Source organism: Blautia sp. MCC283 (genome assembly GCF_018785565.1).
In the GTDB taxonomy this organism is placed as follows: Bacteria; Bacillota; Clostridia; order Lachnospirales; family Lachnospiraceae; genus Blautia_A.
Map to the genome: position 1 here is coordinate 131,665 of NZ_WQQB01000015.1, position 17,836 is coordinate 149,500.

A 17,836-nucleotide genomic window follows, 5' to 3' on the forward strand; every position below is an offset into this window, starting at 1 on the left:
TCTGTACTTTTTGTTCTTAACTCTGTTATATATCATATTTATATGATAATTCCGTCACAGTGATCAATCTCATGCTGAATGATCTGCGCTGTCCAGCCAGAATATTTCTGGCGTTGTTTATGGAATGAAATATCCTGAAATTCCACTTCTATGTTTTCATATCGGGTAGTCTTTCGCACACCGTCAAGAGAAAGACATCCCTCCTCTGTCTCGTATGCTCCGGACTTTTTCACTATCACCGGATTCAGCATTGCCACATTGATAAATCCCATATTTACAGCAATGATTCTTTTATTTACTCCAATCATATTGGCAGCCATCCCCACGCATCCTGCTTCGTTGGCTTTCAGTGTATCCAGAAGGTCCTGTACTATCTGTTTATCTTCCTTTGTGGCAGGCTGCGCTTTCTGTCTCAGAAAAAAAATATCTCTCATTATCGGTCTGACCATGATTTTACTCCTGTTTTCTGTTTTATTTTAATTTTCTGTTGAAAAAATCGATGATCCAGTTCCATGTTTCATCCTGGAAAAACTGAAGATCCGCATGATCTGCTCCGTCCAGCGTCAGCAAAGTTACATCACAGCCCTGCGCTTCCAGGAGATTATATAATGTTTTTGACTGCACATAGGGCACTGTCCGATCACAGTTTCCATGGATGATCAAAAATGGCGGCGCATCCTTCGTTACTTTGGATACAGGACTGCAGTTATACGCCTTTTCTCTGTTTCGTTTGGAATTAAAGCCCAGAAGGAGGGACTCCGCGGAAGAAGCACATTGTTCTGCGGATTCGCACGGAAACGCGGAAAGATCTGTGGGCGGATACCAGGGGCAGGCTGCCTGTACTTCGCTGGATTCTTCCAGATATTCTCCTACATCCAGGGCCGGATCATGATCCAGCGCAGCCATACATGTAAGATATCCTCCAGCGGATTCTCCCATAACTCCCATCTGCTCTTTGTTGATACGGAACCGGTCCGCATGCGCTTTCAGATAACGGATCGCTGCCTTTACATCCTGCAAAGGCATTGGATATGGCCCCTGATTGGAAGTGCGGTACTCCACACTTGCCACTACAAATCCGCCTGATGCCAGCCTGCTGAGATAAAGATTATGCGCCGACTTATCCATCATCAGCCAGGCCCCTCCGCAGATCCAGAGAATACATGGATAAGTTCTGCCATCCTGTGCCTCCGGATAGATAATATCCAGTTTCAGGTCTCTTCTGCAATGTCCAAACCAGGAGTCCACCTGTGCATAAGTCACATCATTTACCGTAATATACTGCGGTTTTTCTATTTCCAGTTTCAGTGTGTGCTTTTCTGCTTTTGCCATAGTATTTCCCCCTTTTTTGATCGTTATATTCTGTCTTTGAAATATCTTTTATTTTATCACAGTACCGGGAATTGTGCCTTTATTTTTTCATTCGATATTCCATTTCATTCCATTTTTCGTCACCCAGTACAGAAGCTGAGATTCCAATATATTCAAATCCCATTCTCCGGTACATCTCTACTTTTTCATCTACACAGGTAAGAACCGCACGTTCTCTCCCTCTTTTCTGCTCACGGTCAAGATAACGCATCATCAGTTCTCTTGCAAGGCCCTGTCCACGGTATTTCGGGAGGACCTCAAGCCCCAGAAGCATATTATTTTTCCCATCAGGATCACAAAGATCTGCATTGGTAAAAAATTTATCCTGGAAAGCCTCCTCACTGGTCGTAAATCCTGTGAGATATCCTGCCAGCTTTCCGTTTTTCCGGTCAACTGCCACAAGGAACAGCTCCGGAATTTTTTCTACACGGTCTATAACATCCGCTCTGCTTATTGCCTCTGCCGGTGGAAAACAGATCTGCTCAATTTCCGCTGCCTGTTCTGCTTCCTCCCTGTGTATAGAACGGAATTCATATTTCTCTGAAAGTCTCATAATTCTTCTCCTTTGATTTTTCTCATCCATATATAGAATAACATTTTTCCGGAGAAAAACCCATCTTTTATTGTAAGCCTTATCGCAGGATCTCATCAATAGTTGAAACAGTACTGAAAGATCCTTTATTCCTGGAAATAATTTCTTTCACTTTCTGCAGTTCAAAGTAATTCACATAACAGATCAGTGTTTTATTTTCCCCCGCGATCACACCGGAAGAATTGATAATAGTACAGGTCTTATTCAGTTCTTCTTTAATATCGCAAATAATTGAATCTGGATCTTTTGTGATGATGGTCACCTGTTTCAATGCCTCAAAATGATCTGTGAAATGATCGATGATGGAAGTTGACACGATGTACACCAGAAGACTTAAAAGTGCGGAATCTCTGTCAAGAAGTACAAACACCGCCCCATATACACAGGCATTGAACGCAATTAATATGTAGGAAATACTGTAGTCTTTTCCCGAATGATTGTAGATTTTTTTTACAATGATATTGGCAAAAATCTCAGAGCCGTCAATGCAGCCACCATTTCGAAGGATCAGGGAAAGTCCCACACCAAGAATCGCCCCTCCGAAAGCCACCGCAATAAAATGTTCTGTATTTAGTTCAAAAGGGATTTTTTCAAAGTAGGAAAGACCTATTGTGTAGATCACAAAACCTACGAACGTTTTTGCAAAGAAATATTTACCGATAAGAATGATCCCGGCGATCAGAAATGGCAGAAAGACAAGCAACACACACAACGACAGATTATACCCAGTGAGTTTGCTTATGATAATGGCAATTCCGGCAGTTCCGTAATCGATGGCATCATTGGGAAGCAGGATACAGGCAACGGAAAAGCTGGCCAGTATGGCTCCGATAATGATCATCAGATACGAAAACAATGTTTTGATTTTTTTGTTCATAAAGACCTCCTTTTTGCAAGCAAAATTGTTTGTCAATAGTAACAAAAAAGCTGTTATAATAGATTTTTCTATTGTAACAGCTTTGTTTTCCCTCTTTTGGAATGGGTTTATTATATGATGTTTTCTTTTTCCTGTCAATGCTGCATTAACTCTGATATGCACCCTTCCAGTTTGCAAAAATATCTGCGGAATCCTTCAGAAAATCATAAGATATCTGGATCTTACCATCTGCAAGTATCCAGTCACTTTCCAGAATCGGCCAGGGATTGCAGCCTCCTGCAGTTTCTCCTACCTGATCCATGGTAAAAGAATTTCCACAGTTCTGGCAGACCAGTTTATCGTCTTCCTGTTTGTAATAACCATTTCCGGAATCATAACAGATCTGACAGGTATTAAAAGCGGTACGGATAGTTCCATCCGAAGTCTTTACTGCGATCACTTCCATTTCCGTGCCATCTACATTTGCAGGATAAAAGACTGCATTTTCTGTCAGTTCATCAACCGGTATGGTCAGATTCCCACCGGAACTGACGCTGATTTCCTGATTTCCATCTGCTGCGGAAGTCTCTTCTGTAGTTTCTGTTTCTGTTACATTTCCACATCCTGCAAGCGCCGTCATTGCTATAAGAAACGCCATACCTGTTATCATAATTTTTTTCATCTTTAACATTACTCCTCTGTTTTTATTTTCCTGTTACATAAATAGTCCCTGTGATCATGCCCATCCAGCAGCTATACGTATAGACGCCTTCTTTTTCCGGTATAAATTCGATGACATTTTCTCCGTTCTCGAAAGTATGATCCATTCCAAAATCCTGAAGGATCATCCTATAATTACATCCATTGATGCTGCCCTCCGGTACATTGATCTCCCACTTCACAGGTTCCCCTGCCTTCACAGTAATATCCGGATACCATCCAGAACGCAGCGTACTGGAAACATACTGCACTCCATCTTTTTCCACTGCCACATCTGTCTGATCATCATTCTGCACATTATCCGCTTCTGCTGCTACCTTTTCGCCGGACCTGCTTTCCAAACCTGACAGCACGCTTCCCTGAGACATCATGGCAAGTCCCATAACAACCACCAGGATCGCTCCTGTTTTCAGGATCTGTCTGGTAAATTTCTTTCCCAGTGCAGAAAAAATTGAGCCAAATCCAAGCATCAGAGGAACCGTTCCCATACTGAAGCAGAACATGGAAAAAGCTCCTGCTACCCAGCTTCCGGAAGCCAGTGCAACAATCTCCATAGACTGCAACGGTCCACAGGGCATGAACCCGTTACACAGTCCAACTAGAAAAGGCGTCCTTTTTTTCCATAAAGATTTCCCTCCAGGAAATGGAATGTGGATTCTCAGTTTCCGAAGCCCCGGAAAAATCCCCAGCATATTCACACCCATAACGACCATGATAATTCCGGCCAGGAGTTTCAGAGACCCCTGAAACACTGTGGAAGCCTGTAAACTGTCCCCAATTCCAGCCAGACCTCCTACGGCCCCGAGAAATCCTCCGATCACGGTATAGGAAACAACCCGTCCCATATTATAGGAAAATGTATTCCGAAACATTGACCTTGATATTTCCTCTGCGTTCGCTTCTTGCTTCTGCAAGGTCTGAGAAAGATTGATCCCGCCGCACATGGCAATGCAGTGTACAGAAGTGATCAGACCAATGACAAACAGCATTCCATATCCCATTCCTGTCTCGGCAAGAGAATCCGGCGCAAGATGGTTAAGAATTCCAAAACGCTGCAGGATCACAAATAAAAGGGCGATCGCAAAAATTTCCGCTGCTGCCTGACGAAGCTGTTTCCTGCGAAACTGTTCCGCGGGAATTACCTGATATCCCAGATCCTCGATCATTTTTACAATTTCTTTCATCCCGATTTTCTTCGAATCATAGTCAAACTCTGCCCGTGAATATTCATAGCTGACTGTAATTCCCGTGATCTCCGGTCTTAATTTCAGTACATTCCAGATCCTCGACTGACAGTTAATACAGGTCATACCATCAATATAAATAACCGTATGCTTCACTGTTTTGCATCCTTTCTCATAAAGTTTGTAAAGCGATAAAATAAAAAACTGTTACAATAGATCTTATTTCTACTGTAACAGTTTTTATATCCTACTTTTACGATAGGTTTAATTATATTATTGTATTTTTCTTCTGTCAATGGTAAAGGCCGATTTCACAGAATCTTCACCTTTTAACCAGTCAGACTTTACAGCCACTTTCTCATCACATCCCGAAGCCTTGTCATATCCAGTGGTTTGGAAATGTGTTCATTCATTCCGGCACTTCTGGCAAGCTGAACATCTTCCGCAAAGGCGTTGCCGGAAGAAATCATATCCACTGCTGTCTTTCCGTTTTCTGCTGTCACGACCTCTGCTCCGGTCATCCCTATGATTTCTTTTGCGATCTCAGAGTTCAGATCGTTATCCTCTACAAGCAGTACTCTTTTTCCTGTGTAATCACACTGTATAATATCTGACAGGTAATGTTTGGCATCAGAGCTTGGCTTTCCTTCAAGAATATTCTTAAATGTAGCTGTCAGGCGGGAGCGGAACAGCGGTTTTGCAATAAATTCATCCACACCTGCTTCTTCTCCGGATGTTACCCACTCCCCGTCGATTCCTATTTCTTCCAGAAGTGCCACCGTATTCTCGCAGCAATTCTGATCATCATCTACCACAAGTACCGGCAGATCGATCAGCTCATCCCAGGTACTGCTCTCCTCAAACAGTCCGGATAATGTTTCTTCCACCTTCAGAGAATTAAAGCTGTTTTCCTGAAGATCCACATAGTATTCACAGAGATTTGCCGTTGTGTATGCACGGTGAAAAGCATCTACTCTCTGCGTATACTGTCTCGCTCTCTTCTCCGCATCAATATTTATAAAAATCCCGGCCATACGAAAAGCAGTTCCGTCCGCACGACGGCTCACCTCTCCCTTATCCTTAAACCACTGATAAGTTCCATCCGCCATACGCATGCGGTATTCCACATCATATTTTTTCTCATTGGTCTTATCCTGAAAAGCTTCCTGAAAAGTCCTGGAAACCTCCTCAAGGTCCCGTGGATGAATTCCCCTTTCCCATGTTTCCAGATTGTTGGGAAAATCCAGAGTATCATGATATCCAAGCATCTTTCGAAATTCATGACTGAAGAAAACTGATTCAGGATTTCCGGACTGAGCACATTCTACAGACCAGAACCCGGAACTGAGCACCTGATTTACCAGTTCCAGATTTTCCTGCATCTCGTCAATGTGCGTGGATAATATCCATAATGCGTTTCCTTCACTGTCAATGGTATCTTTCTTATATACACGCACATTAACCGGTGCACCTTCTTTATTCAGCATCTGTGCTTCGCCTACTCCATGGATCTTTTTAAAACGTTCGATCTTTGCAAACGTACAGTTCTGCCCACAGAATACATTTTTCAGCGATCCGGAAAATTTTTCCATAAATTCTTCATAGGTATATCCAAGATTGTGAAGAAAAAATTCACTGATATAAGCAATTGTAAGATCACGGTCATAATATCCGGCCAGAACACCTACCGCCTGGTTATTTTCGATGTTTTTCCGTATGGCCGCATACGTCTCCTCACAAAGATGGGACTCTCCCACTATATATAAATTTTCTTCTTCAAATAGTGCCTTGTTTATCAACTGTTCACTCCATATTTCACCATTTGCAGCTTTTGGAAAATCCCTGTAACGCGCAGGAAACCGCAATGCATTTTATCTGTTCTTCCAACAAAAAAACAGGGTCAGGCTATAGACATGCAACTATACCATTCCCTGTTTCTATTCCCTGCAGCTGGCTGCCATTTTAAAGGCCCTTTAGCTTTGCGTCACAGCTTTTCAACTGCTTTGCCCATATATTCTCTTTCAAATCTGTACTATTATACACTCATTTATAAATGCCTGTCAACAGCTCTCTTACAGAGTTTTGCAAAACATCTGTCAGATCTGATACCAGCGGATCTCATTGGCAGAGAGATGAATTTCAAAGCTCTTTCCGTCCCCTGTATAAACAGTTGTATCCTGTGGTTCATAGGTGTTATTTACCACACAATACTTTCCGTTTTTCACATAGGCATGAACTTCCACATTATAATTAGACGAGAACCAGCGGTGAAGTTCATCCTCTGCTGCCGCAGACCAGAGCACGGATCTGTACAGAATACGACTGTTTTTAAAGCTGTAAGGCAGCCCGCTGATATAAACGCCACGACCCTTTCCGAAGGTTTTTACCGCCATCTGGACTTCCTGGTCTTTCTGGATCAGGATCTTCGTATCCGGCAGTGCAAAGATATTCTTTTTGCCCTCGCCGAAATCTACGGTTCCGTCTGTATCTTCCAGAATAAAATGATCTCTGTGTTCTTCCCAGTTGTATTTGTCTGTATTGAGATTAAATCCTCTTTCTTCCTCTACTCCCAGGATATCATCCAGCTGAAAGAATTTTCCCTGCCACTGGTGGGCTGCCGGCTCACCAACGCCGATAAAACCGCCGCCATTGTAGACAAATTTCCGCACTGCTGTAAGGATTTCCGGATTTGCCCAGTTCTCGCCGCCGGACTGTGCAGTGTCCGCATCACCTACATTGATGATCACGTCAAAATCATTAAGAAGATCTTTATTTTCACGGATATCATCGAAACTGATAAAGGAAACATCAAACGGCGCACCGCTTAATGCCTCGATGATTCCAAAATAAGAATAATTCTGTTTGTAATAGATAGCATGATGTACCATATGGTTGCCCCAGGAGCGCATTTTTCCCCAGCAGTTTAAAACTGCCACACGTTTTACGCAGTATGGCGTGGTTCCCTGGATATTGTCATAGAGCACACGAAATTCCTGGCATACTTCTTTGATATACTGTACGAAATCCGGAAATTCCAGAGCCAGCTTCAGATAGCCGCCATAGCCGATTCTCTGGATCGGGCTTCGAAGGATAGCTCTTCTTGCAGTTACCCAGTTTACTTTTGCCTCTTTTACCGGATCTCCGCCTTCATGGAAGGTATCCGGGAAAAAGTATGGAAGAAATCTTCCTTCTGTATATTTTACATGTTTGATATCGCTGAACAGACGTAAGGTTGCTCCGTTTCCAACACTTCCCACTACTGCATCCAGTCCGATGGAAGCAAACTCATCCATAAAAGGCTCCATGCCGATCCAGTGATCGCCCATGAACATCATGGCTTCTTTTCCATACTCATGGACAATATCTACCATTTCCTTTGCAAGCTTTGCCACTTCTCTTCTCTGAAAAGCCTGGAAATCTTTAAATTCCTTTGACGGGATACGGTAGGTATTATTCATATACCCCTGGTCAATGATAAACTCCGGACGGAATTTATAGCCTACTTCCCGCTCAAACTGTTCCAGAATATAAGGGCTCACTGAGGCAGAATATCCAAACCAGTCCACATATTTTTCTCTTGCCATCTCGTCAAAGATCAGCGTAAACTGATGAAAAAATGTGGTAAATCGTACCACGTTCACATAATCATGCGAATCCAGAAATCTGCGGAGACGTTCCAGGGAATGTGCCCGTGTTGCAGGCTGGCGCACATCAAAGGTGATCTGAGGCTCTACATCCTTCCAGTCATTGACAACAGCATTGTACATATGTACCGGGTCCCACATGATATATGCAAGAAAACTTACCGTATACTCATGAAACTCTTTTGCCGGACGGATCACCACATTTCCGGATTTTTCATCATAGGACCATTCTTCTGTACCGACAGCCTCTCCTGTGGTACGGTCCATAACTTCCCACCATCTTTTAATATCATCTCTGGTATTGACAGCAAGCATATCCGGATACAGATGGTCCATCAGGTGTATCTCCAGAGTATCGGAAACTGCCGTGTGAAAAGATGTCATGATATACATCTGCTGGATCTCTTCCGGATGTGCCTTCGCCCAGGCATTATCCTTTCTGGTAGTATAATAGGTAGCATATATCTTGGCCCCTGTATTTTTCAGCTCTGCCGGAAATTCTGTTCCGTCACAGTCACGGATGGCATCTGCACCCCACTCATCCAGCATTTTCAGTGTCTCCGGAATCACATCCAGATCTGTCGGGATGGTCACTCTTCCTTTTGTCTCGCTCATTATCTTTACCTCCATTGTAAAAATCCCCTGTTTTTTATTTCTGATATTTTTTTACGATTGCCTGCATCTGCTCCCATTTCTGCTCCATATCTGCCACCAGCTTAAACTGTGTACGACAGCGGTCCAGATTATGGTCTTCACGGTCGATTTTAAAATAATGATCTCCTTCCAGATAGTCAGTAAGAAAACGGATGCCACATTCATAGGTCATCACCTTGGCGCCCATAGGAAGCATCTCGATCTCCCTGGCGTTTAACTTGTCTCCACAACTTTCCAGAAAACCTTTCACGTAAATCTCGTAGAGCTCCATGTCACAGGAGACTTTACTTAAATCTTTCTCATCTTCCAGCGCAGTGCTGGCTCCGAACCGGATCGCATCACCAAAATCATTCATGGCCAGTCCTGGCATTACAGTATCCAGATCGACCACACAGATTCCCTTTCCCGTTTCCAGATCGATCATGATATTATTCAGTTTTGTATCGTTATGGGTTACCCGAAGTGGAACTTCCCCATTTTCCAGAAGTTTTCCAAATATTCCAGCCAGATCTTCATGCTGCAGTGCAAACGCAATTTCTTCTTTTACCGATGCGGCACGGTGACAGCAGTCCTTTTCCACGGCATCTTTCAGCGCCTGAAAACGCTTTTTTGTATCATGGAAATCCTTTATGGTTTCATGCAGAGTCTCTGCCGGATAATCAGCCAGCATTTCCTGAAATTTTCCAAATGCAACAGCACTTTCGTAAAAATCCTCCGGTTTTTCCACCAGATCATAGCTTACCGCATCTGTAATAAAAATATAGGCTCTCCAGCACTCTCCGTTCTCATCTGTCAGATATGCTTTTCCCTCTTTTGTGGGAATCAGATTCAGAACTTCCCGTTCCAGATCTCCACCCTTCTCAATGACCTTCTTTTTCAGATGTCCGGTGACTCCTGCGATATTTTCCATAAGCTCTTCCGGTTTCTGAAAGATCTCCCTGTTGATCTTCTGGAGGATCACCTTGATGGAGCCCATTTCTCCGATCCGGTATCTCAGCATGTAGGTTCTATTGATATGCCCGCTTCCGCAGGGGGCGCAGGAAATCAGTTCCCCGGTAAATGCAAACTGATCCGCGATTTTTTTTATCTCTTCTTTTTGTATCTTTGTCATCTTACCTTCTCTTTCCCAGACAGCAGTAAAAAGCATACCGTCCGAAAGCAGATATGCTTTATACTTTTTTGCTGTGATTATTTTTTCCCCTTTAAGATTCTTGTAGTAAGCGGGGCCATAATTTCACTGTCCGATCCATAAAGGACTTCGTAACCTTCCGGAACAGAAACTGTTTCCGTTTTCTCCCCGAAATTCTGGATAAACAGATATTCCGTATCTTCATTTTCCCTGGTTGTCACAGAAACTCCTTCCGGTATAAACGTAAGCGGCATCTCCACACCGGCTTCTTCTGCTGCTCGTCCCAGGAAGTCCTCATAAAAGGCTGCTTCCATATCGGCTGCCACATAGTAAACATGGCCTTTTCCATATTTTTTGTGAGTCAGCACCGGATAGCCCTGATAAAAATCTTTTCCGTAACGCATCAGCACTTCCGCATCGGAAACTTTTGCTAGCTCACAGAGATTTTTGCAGGTATAGCTTTCTGTAAGTTTGAGGTGATTTCCGGTTTCCGGAATACCGGTATTTTCTTCCCAGTCATAAAGCGCATCGATTTCTTCTGCACGGATGCCTGCTGTTTCCATGAGACCGTGAGGCGTTCCCCCAAGATAACATTTATCCGTCTCATCTACAAGTCCGGACCAGTAGGAAATTACCAGTGTACCTCCATTTTCAGCAAAGGTACGAAGCTTTTCGGCGTATCCGTGATAGAACATATAGGCCATCGGTACTGTTACCAGCTTATAATCAGACAGGTCATGTTCCATACTGATAATATCGGTATTATAACCTTTTCTTCGAAGTGCACGATATTGTTTCTGTACGTTTTCCTGGTAATGCATATCTTCATTTCGAGGTCCCTGGGCATCTTTCAGCGCCCAGTCATTTTCACGGTCATAAAGAACAGCCACCGGAGACTTCGTTACACTTCCCACAGTTTCCTGGATCTGTTCCAGAACTTTTCCTACCTCTGTCACTTCACGAAAAACTCTGGTATCATCACCGCCATAGTGATCGATCACCGCACCGTGGAATTTCTCGGAGGCACCCTGACTCTGGCGGAGCTGGAAATACAGGACACTGTCGGAACCATGGGCGACTGCCTGCAGGGAAGCAGCCAGATGCATTCCCGGTTTTTTCAGCTTATTGATCGGCTTCCAGTTGGTTGCAGAAGGACAGGATTCCATCAGAAGGAACGGTGCTTTTTTGATACTCCTCATAAGGTCGTGCTGCAAGGCTCCATCCACTGCTGTGGTATAGTTGTCTTTTTTATGCCAGCTTGGGTAATTATCCCAAGAAGCGATATCCATAACATCCTTAAACTTTTTATAGTCAAGTCCGTCGTAGTCGTACATCAGATTGGCGGTTGCCGGAAGATCTGACCCGCCTGCGCGGATCGCAGAAATCTCATGTTTCATGAAATCTACAGTTCTGTCTGTAACAAAACGTTTCCAGTCCAGAGTCAGTGCATGAAGCGCATTTTCTCCTTTTGGTGACGGACTTTCGATCTGGTCAAAGCTGTTGTAGGTATGGCTCCAGAAGGTTGTGCACCATCTGGAATTCAGATTCTCAATGGTTCCATATTTCTCTTTCAGCCATTCCCGGAATTTTTCCTGGCACAGAGGACAGTGACATTCCCCGCCGTATTCATTGGAAATATGCCACAGGATCACTGCCGGATGTTTTCCGAAGCGTTCGGAAAGCTTCTTATTGATATTAAAAATCTTTTCACGGTATACAGGAGAAGTATAACAGTGGTTATGTCTTCCACCGAAAAATCTTCTTGTCCGATCCGGGTCCATACGGAGAACTTCCTCGTATTTATCTGCCATCCATTTCGGTCTGGCTCCGGATGGTGTGGAAAGGATCGTATAAATGCCTTCTTTATACAGATTGTTAATTACCGCTTCCAGCCAGTCAAAGTTATATTTCCCTTCTTCCGGCTCCAGTACAGCCCAGGAAAACATCCCCATGGAAACCGTGTTGATATGTGCTTTCTTAAAATATTCGATATCTTTTTTCAGAATGTCCGGTCTGTCCAGCCACTGCTCCGGGTTGTAATCGCCACCGTGCAGGAAATGGTCATATCTGATCTGCTTTGCCATTTTTTCTTTCTCCTTATATTTTTTATTATGACACTTTATAAAAAGGATGCTGTGTGATCCACTTGAAGCATATTATACAATACACCTACAGCTTTCGACAGCATCCTTTTAAATTTGAATCTTATTTAACAGCTCCGGTAATACCTTCTGCGAACTGTTTCTGTAATACGAAGAATACGATCATAGTCGGAATAGAACAGAATAATACGCCGCACATCAGCATACCGTAATCTGTCACATATCCGGTGATCAAATTGGCGATCAGCATCGGCATAGTCAACGCCTTGTTGTCTGTCATGATTACCTTCGGCCACAGATAAGCATTCCATGCATTCATGAATGTGATAACTGCTGCTGCCGCATAGGTAGATTTCATTGTCGGGATAAACATCTGGAAGAAGATCCTTACCTCGCTTAACCCATCAATACGTGCTGCCTCAATAATGTCGATCGGGAATGCTCTTGCATTCTGACGGAACATCATGATCATGAATGGTGTAGAAAGGATCGGAAGGATAAAACCTACCGCTGTATTTAAGAGTCCTGCTTTGGAGAACATCTTAAATAAAGGAACCATTGTTGCAACCTGTGGAACCATCATGGCAAGAAGCAGGATGGAAAACAGTCTGTCTTTCCATCTGTCATGATATACTTCAAATCCATAACCTGCGATGGAGCAGATCAGAAGGCAGAGTACAGTAGTAAGGACCGCATAAAACAGAGAGTTTCCAAGTGCTCTCCACAGCGGCTGCTGTGCAGTCAGGTTCTTAAAGTTTTCCATAAAATATGTACCTGGAAGAATCCGGCCTCTGGATACATCAGTAGTTGTATTAGTTGCTGCGGAGATCATCCAGTACAGTGGAAATACAGAGATAAATGATACGATGATCAGAAAAATATAGGTAGGGATCAATCTTCTCTGGATCGCGGATTTGTTCTTTTTCTCAGTCACGTGTATCACCTACTTTCAAGTTGATAAATGCCAGGATCGCTACCATGATAAATATGATAAATGACATTGCTGCCGCATATCCGAAGTTTGGCACATTGATAAAGCATGTATTATAAACATAATGGGACATTGTGATGGTAGTGTTCGCCGGGCCACCTTTTGTCAGGTTGACAGACTCGTCGAACAACTGCAGTGTACCATTGATTGACATGATAAATGTCATGATAATTGTCGGTTTCAGAAGTGGTACGGTAATTTTCCAGAAAGTCTTCCATCCGTTGGCACCATCGATCTTTGCTGCCTCGTATACGGAATATTCGATATTCTGAAGACCTGCCAGATAGAATACCATGTTATATCCTGTCCATCTCCAGATCAGCGCGATGATGATTACAATCTTTGCACTTGTGGAGTTACCCAGGAAATTATAACCGGTTGTTAAAATTCCAAGCTTGATCAGGATACTGTTGATCAGACCGTCTGTTGCAAACATGGAACGGAAGATCAGAGAATAAGATACCAGAGATGTCGCACATGGAAGGAATACACATGTACGGAAAAATCCTTTGAATTTCAGATCTTTGTTATTCAGAAGCTGTGCAAGCAGGATCGCAAGGATCAGCATGATCGGTACCTGAATAATAAGATATAAAAATGTGTTGACGATGGACTGCTGAAATACTTTATCCATCATGATACGTTTGTAGTTACTGAAGATCGGGTCCGCAAACCTCATGTTTGCTCCGGCACCTGTCTGTAAAGAAATGATAAATGCACGGATCATCGGATAAAAACTCATGACAGCGATCATGATGGTTGCAGGTGCCAGAAAGATCCAGCCTGCCGCTCTCTGTTTCGCTACCAGAGACATGCCACTTTTTTTGGAATTCACAGGAACTCCTCCTTTCAAACCTCTTAAGCCTTTACATAAGACAGGGGACTGCATGCAGTCCCCTGCTTCGTATTTACTTATTCATTTCAGAATGCAGCTTTCAGATCTTACTCTGTCATCTTGAATGCCAGTGTATCCTGTGCTTCCTGAAGTGCAGACTCTTTGTCTGCGCCGTTTACGATATTAACAACTGCTGTGTTGATGCACTCTCTTGCCTCATAGTGATACGGAGTCTTTGTGAATTCCGGAATGTGTGAAGAGTACTCTACAATTGTTGAGAAGATTGGCTGGTTGTTGAAGAACTCGCTTGGCTCGTTGTAAACGTCAGACTCACCAGCTGGCAGGTAGCAGGAGATTGCTCCTGTTTCCGGAAGGATCGCATCATAGAAATCTGTACTGGAACCAAATGTGCTTGCAAGGAAGTCCTCAGCAAGCTCTACGTTCTTGCAGTTGGATGTGATATACCAGGAAGAACCACCGTTGTTCGCATAGTTTGTAGCTGTGTCAACACCGTCAACTTTCGGCATTGTTGTGATCTGCCACAGACCCTTCTGATCCTCTGTTCCCATCAGTGTAGCTGTGATCCAGTTACCGTTAACGATACCTGCTGCCTCACCGCTTGTGATTGTGGAGATGTACTCATCCCAGTTGTTTACTAATTTAACAACATCGTTCTTTACAAGGTCTACATAAAGATCTACACATTTCTCAGCTACATCATTTCCTACAATGTAAGCTTCTCCATCCTCATTTACGAAGTTTGCTCCACAGGACTGGATCATCATCATCAGAGTATCGCCGCCTGTTGCCTCACTTGTAAGGAGGTATTTACCGGTTTTCTCATGAACATCTTTACCGATCTCCTCGAATTTACTCCATGTGATATCTGTAAGGTCATCGATGGTGTATCCTGCCTCTTCCAGGATATCGGTACGGTAGCAGGCGATTGTTGCACCATTATCAAATGGAACACCGTAATGTGTATCATCTACCATGGAGTAGGACTGTTTCAGTTTTCCAAAATCATCCCAGTTGATGTCCATGTCTTTCAGATCTGTGAAAGCGTCCGGATAGCTCTTCAGATATTTCTGGTAGCTGTTGTCCTGCATCAGAACGATGTCCGGAAGTGTGCTGTAATCTCCGGCGTTTGCAGCTGTTGTAAGTTTCGTCTGGCAGTCATCGGAAGATGTCTCAACTACATCTACTTTAAATCCTTCATGATCCTTTGCATACTGCTCACCTGCAATGTTCATAGCCTTGATGTTAAAGTTCTGGTCCCATGCCCATACGGTCAGTGTATTGTCATCGTCACCTTTTGCATATACTGCTGTAGTTGTTGCAGCGAAAGACATTGCCATAATGCCTGTCATTAATACTGCGAGTAATTTTTTCTTCATTTACTTTTCCTCCTTTATTAAGCATTTCCCGTTTGCTTATGAATGGATTATAGCATCCGTATTCCGGCCATAGTTTGCAGAACCGTTCATATAATGTGCAATTTCAACCATTTTATTGATTTTGCACTATTTCATGATTCAGGCACCTGCTTTTTTATGCATTTTGAGTGTTTTTCATTTTTCTCATTGGTCATCATGGCAAAGAAAAACCTTCTTTTTCGACATTCTGCGAATATTTTTCGCCAAAAAAGAAGGTTTTTGTTTCTATTTCATAAAAATATATGCTATTTTTTATACATATTTCACAAACATTTTAACATATTATGCAAAATAAACCTTTTCCGGAAACTGCGTTTTCATCGTATGCAGCATTTCTTCTGTCAGATCCAGAAGAAGTTTTATTTTCCGTCCATCTTCCCGGATGATCATGGTATAGTATGGTACATCCTCTTCATAAGAAGTATAATCATATTTTTTCAGCTTCTCTGTACCGGAATTCTTTTTGTATTTTGCCACTTTTTCGTGGTAATGAGGTGCGGTCACCTCCATCTCCTCGAGATTCAGCACATGAGCTGTTTTCCGGTATTTTTTACCATAGATCACATCAATGGTCAGCTGCCCGTTCTCCAGTATATATTCATAATCTCTCTGACTGAAAATATCATACACAAAATAAAGCAGCGCCAGCAGAAACCCCGGAAGCATAAACGCCTGGGAGATGGTGATTCCCATCAGTACAAAAAGTACCGCAAAGATCACCATCACTTTTCTGAGGGCGCCTGACATATGTTTCTTTTTTCGGGAGACCTGCTCCACAATTCTGTAGTCGTACATTTTTTCCTCTTTCCATCTGTCTGATCCGGCATATAGTACGATATTTATTCTGTTATGCCAGATTCTCAGATCTGTTTTTGTTATTTTACCAGCCTTCCTCTGAATGGATATCAAACTTAAGGAGCTGCTGTTCGTAATTCTCAGGACGTTTTCTCCACTCCAGAGGTGTCATCCCCGTAACCTTACGAAAATTCCGGTTAAAAGTGGAATTCGTCGTAAAGCCACACTTATGTGCCACATCCGCAATGGGCTGATCCGTCTTTTTCAGATAGTCACAGGCCGCCTGAATCCGGATGGTATTGATATATTCCAGCGGGCTCATCTTCATGTAAGTCGTAAAGATCCGGCGCAGATGTGTCTCGCTGATGTGACAGTATTCTGCCAGCTCATCAATCCGAAGATCTTCCATGTAATGATCAGAAATATAACCCTGGAATCTAGAAATCATATCCATGATTTTTCCTCTGCCCTCACTGTAACGTTCTTCCCCAGAATCCCGGTTGATCCTTGCGATTTCCACAAGAAGTGATGCCAAAATCCCCTTGGCTTCTTCCAGATAAAATTCTTCCCCGTCCCGCATGATATCCAGGATCTTCCGAATCTTGTCTGCCATAGAACGGTTCTCCTTTTCATTCAGAAAAAGTGCTCTGGAATTGATACGATGAACAATCTTTTCTTTTTTTACCGAATTATCAATGAATTTATCCAGAAAGCCTTCCACATCAATAAAAAGATATTCCCAGCGGCTGATGGTGCCAAGATCACTGTTTGTGGTGTGGGGATAGTTGGGCGGGATCACCGTAAATTCCCGGTCATGAAACCGTACCTTGTCTTCTCCAAGAACCAGAAATCCCTGGCCTTCATAACAGAAACCAATCTCCAGATAATTATGAAAATGAAGATAATCTACATCATTTCCGTAATTTTGTATCCATTTCTGGCCCAGCAATGCAAGGATCGGGCTACCTTCCGGCATTTTGTAATACCGTAGCTCCATTTTGGGTTTTCGTTTTTTTGCCACAGATATTCCTCCGTATATTTTTCCTGTGTCTGCATGTCAGGCAGATAAAAACATCCGCACTCGCATAAAGTCTTTGTTATCTTACAGCTATCTGCCAAAAAAAGCAACCGGCAGAAAGCTCTGATCTGTTGATATCTGTGCATTCTGCAAATTGCTTTTTTATTTATTTTCTTTGTTTTATTTATTGTTCTGTTCCGGTCATTCACCGATCACCCGATAGGTTTTCCATTTGCCCTGGCGGAAACGGATCCAGAAGATCACTCCACGGACCGTCCAGTCCAGACACATAGCCAGTGCGATTCCGATGACTCCCAGATTCAGGACGATTCCAAACAATATGGAAAAGATCAGTCTCACACCAATGGTCGTAACCAAAGAGATTCCCATGGTAAACATGGCATCACCTGCTGCCCGGAGGCCTTTTCCCAGAGGATCCGCAAATGGAAATACCACTGCATTGGCTATATTATGGATCAATACCAGATAGAGGATCATCTGTCCTGTCT

The 17,836-nt window shown here is 43.1% G+C and carries 16 protein-coding genes and 1 riboswitch; all 16 genes read right to left on the reverse strand.

What is annotated here, in order from left to right:
- Positions 1–38: 38 nt before the first annotated feature.
- Positions 39–449, reverse strand: a complete 411-nt coding sequence (locus GPK81_RS04855; protein WP_021976620.1) for a peptide deformylase — start codon at positions 447–449, stop codon at positions 39–41.
- A gap of 22 nt (positions 450–471) precedes the next feature.
- Positions 472–1,332, reverse strand: a complete 861-nt coding sequence (locus GPK81_RS04860) for an alpha/beta hydrolase (protein WP_118063097.1) — start codon at positions 1,330–1,332, stop codon at positions 472–474.
- A 79-nt stretch (positions 1,333–1,411) separates the two neighbouring features.
- A complete protein-coding gene (locus GPK81_RS04865; RefSeq protein ID WP_118063099.1) occupies positions 1,412–1,924 on the reverse strand; it encodes a GNAT family N-acetyltransferase in 513 nt (170 codons plus the stop codon).
- A 79-nt stretch (positions 1,925–2,003) separates the two neighbouring features.
- Positions 2,004–2,840 (reverse strand): YitT family protein, encoded by an 837-nt coding sequence (locus GPK81_RS04870; RefSeq protein ID WP_174087644.1) that lies wholly within the window; start codon positions 2,838–2,840, stop codon positions 2,004–2,006.
- 145 nt (positions 2,841–2,985) lie between these two features.
- On the reverse strand, positions 2,986–3,501 hold the full coding sequence (locus GPK81_RS04875; protein ID WP_021976624.1) for a DUF2318 domain-containing protein: 516 nt from the start codon (positions 3,499–3,501) through the stop codon (positions 2,986–2,988).
- A gap of 22 nt (positions 3,502–3,523) precedes the next feature.
- Positions 3,524–4,879: an urease accessory protein UreH domain-containing protein gene (locus tag GPK81_RS04880; RefSeq protein WP_174087645.1), complete on the reverse strand. Its 1,356-nt coding sequence runs from the start codon at positions 4,877–4,879 to the stop codon at positions 3,524–3,526.
- A 188-nt stretch (positions 4,880–5,067) separates the two neighbouring features.
- Complete coding sequence (locus GPK81_RS04885) at positions 5,068–6,522, reverse strand: PAS domain-containing protein (RefSeq protein WP_215706628.1); 1,455 nt, start codon at positions 6,520–6,522, stop codon at positions 5,068–5,070.
- A gap of 143 nt (positions 6,523–6,665) precedes the next feature.
- Positions 6,666–6,741, reverse strand: a riboswitch (cyclic di-GMP riboswitch).
- A gap of 78 nt (positions 6,742–6,819) precedes the next feature.
- On the reverse strand, positions 6,820–8,982 hold the full coding sequence (gene gnpA, locus GPK81_RS04890) for a 1,3-beta-galactosyl-N-acetylhexosamine phosphorylase (RefSeq protein WP_021976627.1): 2,163 nt from the start codon (positions 8,980–8,982) through the stop codon (positions 6,820–6,822).
- 34 nt (positions 8,983–9,016) lie between these two features.
- Entirely contained in the window at positions 9,017–10,132 is a 1,116-nt protein-coding gene (locus GPK81_RS04895; protein WP_118071566.1) for a phosphotransferase enzyme family protein, read from the reverse strand.
- Positions 10,133–10,209: 77 nt separating this feature from the next.
- A complete protein-coding gene (locus GPK81_RS04900; RefSeq protein ID WP_118064695.1) occupies positions 10,210–12,234 on the reverse strand; it encodes a beta-galactosidase in 2,025 nt (674 codons plus the stop codon).
- Between the two features lie 121 nt (positions 12,235–12,355).
- Entirely contained in the window at positions 12,356–13,186 is an 831-nt protein-coding gene (locus tag GPK81_RS04905; protein WP_021976630.1) for a carbohydrate ABC transporter permease, read from the reverse strand.
- On the reverse strand, positions 13,179–14,078 hold the full coding sequence (locus GPK81_RS04910; protein WP_118071565.1) for a carbohydrate ABC transporter permease: 900 nt from the start codon (positions 14,076–14,078) through the stop codon (positions 13,179–13,181). Before GPK81_RS04910 ends, GPK81_RS04905 begins: the two co-directional genes overlap by 8 nt.
- Positions 14,079–14,185: 107 nt before the next feature.
- Positions 14,186–15,475, reverse strand: a complete 1,290-nt coding sequence (locus GPK81_RS04915; protein ID WP_021976632.1) for an ABC transporter substrate-binding protein — start codon at positions 15,473–15,475, stop codon at positions 14,186–14,188.
- A 321-nt stretch (positions 15,476–15,796) separates the two neighbouring features.
- The gene (locus GPK81_RS04920) at positions 15,797–16,309 is read right to left on the reverse strand and encodes a hypothetical protein (protein ID WP_118064704.1); all 513 of its coding nucleotides are present in this window, start codon (positions 16,307–16,309) and stop codon (positions 15,797–15,799) included.
- An 85-nt stretch (positions 16,310–16,394) separates the two neighbouring features.
- Positions 16,395–17,330: an AraC family transcriptional regulator gene (locus GPK81_RS04925; protein ID WP_330627556.1), complete on the reverse strand. Its 936-nt coding sequence runs from the start codon at positions 17,328–17,330 to the stop codon at positions 16,395–16,397.
- Positions 17,331–17,528: 198 nt separating this feature from the next.
- A complete protein-coding gene (locus tag GPK81_RS04930; RefSeq protein ID WP_118170822.1) occupies positions 17,529–17,825 on the reverse strand; it encodes a hypothetical protein in 297 nt (98 codons plus the stop codon).
- Between the last annotated feature and the right edge of the window lie 11 nt (positions 17,826–17,836).